4 protein-coding genes are annotated in these 2,015 nt (G+C 59.2%); 1 reads left to right on the forward strand and 3 read right to left on the reverse strand.

Going from position 1 to position 2,015, the window contains the following annotated elements; all coding sequences use genetic code 11:
- Positions 1 to 288: 288 nt before the first annotated feature.
- The 3 genes from HYX42_RS00730 to soxC are packed head-to-tail and all read right to left on the reverse strand — an operon-like array spanning position 289 to position 1,661.
- The gene (locus HYX42_RS00730; protein WP_293398689.1) at positions 289 to 543 is read right to left on the reverse strand and encodes a hypothetical protein; all 255 of its coding nucleotides are present in this window, start codon (positions 541 to 543) and stop codon (positions 289 to 291) included.
- A complete protein-coding gene (locus tag HYX42_RS00735; RefSeq protein ID WP_293398690.1) occupies positions 536 to 814 on the reverse strand; it encodes a hypothetical protein in 279 nt (92 codons plus the stop codon). The genes HYX42_RS00730 and HYX42_RS00735 overlap by 8 nt, the downstream gene beginning before the upstream one ends.
- On the reverse strand, positions 807 to 1,661 hold the full coding sequence (gene soxC / locus HYX42_RS00740) for a sulfite dehydrogenase (protein ID WP_293398692.1): 855 nt from the start codon (positions 1,659 to 1,661) through the stop codon (positions 807 to 809). Before soxC ends, HYX42_RS00735 begins: the two co-directional genes overlap by 8 nt.
- A gap of 63 nt (positions 1,662 to 1,724) precedes the next feature.
- Here soxC and HYX42_RS00745 point away from each other — a divergent pair.
- Positions 1,725 to 2,015 (forward strand): helix-turn-helix domain-containing protein (locus HYX42_RS00745; RefSeq protein WP_293398691.1); only part of this gene is annotated, 291 nt, incomplete at its 3' end.

The following is a 2,015-nucleotide window of genomic DNA, read 5'->3' on the forward strand; positions in this document are numbered from 1 at the left end:
CATACTACCCCACACAATTAGTACACGAAAGAGACTAGGTCTTCACTACATAGGATTGCCGACGTCCGGCTCTTGAAATCACTGACTCTTTTGCCTCGAAATTGTCGATTCCGCCGTCCAGTTGGTAAAGATGGGCTAGGGTGCGTACTCATAGACAGGCCAGACGGACGCGGGACAGAGCAACGTCCAGTTTGCTTCCCAAATTCGGACATCGGTCTAGAAAAAATGCAATTCCGCAGTGGGCCAAGAGCTGACATTTGGTGTTGCCGTTACAGGCCCGATCAAGGGTTATTTCCCACGTGCAAATGTCACGAATCCATCAGCGTTTGGCATGTGGACCTTTGGCAGCGTCTGGGCGTCTATCATGTCGTTTTCGCCGACGATGCCGTTAAGTTGCAGCAGATAGGCGACGACGGCATATACTTCGTCATCGCTCAAAGACTTCGATTCGTTGAGCGGCATCGCTCGGCGAACGTAGTCGAAGACCGTCGTCGCATAGGGCCAAAAGCTTCCCAGCGTCTTGACCGGCGCTTGATCACCCACAAGCGTCCCGCGCCCCCCCAACCAACGCATCGTTGGGCTTGCCGGCTCCCTTCTCGCCATGGCAGGCGAAGCACTTTGCGATGTAGACCGCTTCTCCCTGTTTGGGTGTTCCGTTGCCGGGCGGCAACCCAGCGCCGATCGGACCGATGCTGATGTCCCAGGATGCGATTTCTTCGGGCGCAGCAACGCGGCCAAGATTGGGGCTCTGGGCGAGGGCCGCGCTGGAAACGACCGCAAGCGTCGAAGCCGCAACCAAGAAGAGGCTATGCATACACATGCTTCACCTCGCCGCTCTCGTTAATGCTCCAGCTCGTAATGCCATTGAAGTGGTAGACCGCTTTCGTGCCACGCTTGGCGATGAGGTCGGCTCGCGTCGGCTGCACGGCGCCGGTCTCATCGATGGCTCGGCATTGCAGGACAGCCGGGCCGCCATTCCAGCGCCACGCCATGCGAAAGCGCGTGAGCGCCATCGAGAGTACCGGCTGCTGCAGCGTCGCCGGCGCCCAGGTCTTGCCTCCATCGGCCGAAACCTCGACCTTGGCGATCTTTCCGTAGCCCGACCAGGCAAGACCAGAAATCTCGTAAAGGCCCAGCCCTTTCATCGTCAGGCCCGGCGACGGCTGTGTAATTACTGATTTGGCTTCGATCGGAAAAACGAACTGTAGCGATTTCCCGTCTGGCAGCAGCATCGTGTATTTCGAGGTTTCATCCTTCGTCATCATTGGGCTTTCGGTCAGCTTGACACGCCGAAGCCACTTCACCTGCATGTTGCCTTCATAGCCCGGCAACAGGAGTCGCATCGGATAACCATTGGACGGGCGGATGCGTTCGCCATTCTGGTAGAGTGCGACCAGCGCGTCGTCCATTGCCTTCGCCAGCGGCACGCTGCGGCTCATGCCGGCGGCATCGGCGCCTTCTGCCAGGATCCATTTCGCCGTGGAATCGACGCCGGCCTCATCGAGCAAGGTCGACAGCCTCACGCCGGTCCATTCCGCGCACGAGATGAGACCATGCAATGCTTGGCAATTGAGCGGTGCGGCATCTTTTTGATAGAGCTGCAGGCCGTTGCCGCCGCACTCGATAAAAGCGATCTGCGTTTCCATCGGATAGCGTGACAGCGCCTCTAGTGTAGTGTCTCATAAATAACTGGATATGCACAGGGTTGCAAGGTATAATATGGCATGTCGCGAGAGGCACCCAAGGCGGAGTTGACGTCGGGCGATCGAGCCCAGATCGAGCAGTGGCTTGATGCGCACGGCACGCCGCAGCAGGTTGCGCTGCGCAGTCGGATCGTGTTGGCGAGCGCGGCAGGCAAGAATGACAGCGTGGTGGCGCGCGAGCTCGGGATCAATCGCAAGACGGTGACGTTGTGGCGGGGCCGCTTCATGGCGGAAGGGGTCGAGAGCTTGTGGGAGATCGCGCCGGGGCGCGGCCGCAAGCCGAAGTACAGCGCCGCCAAGATCGAGGCGATC

It is taken from the genome of Polaromonas sp., from assembly GCF_016185115.1.
In the GTDB taxonomy this organism is placed as follows: Bacteria; Pseudomonadota; Gammaproteobacteria; order Burkholderiales; family Burkholderiaceae_C; genus Polaromonas.

Excerpts from the sequence above, each read along its gene's own strand:
- HYX42_RS00735 (WP_293398690.1), bottom strand. The coding sequence starts at position 814 with ATGCATAGCCTCTTCTTGGTTGCGGCTTCGACGCTTGCGGTCGTTTCC.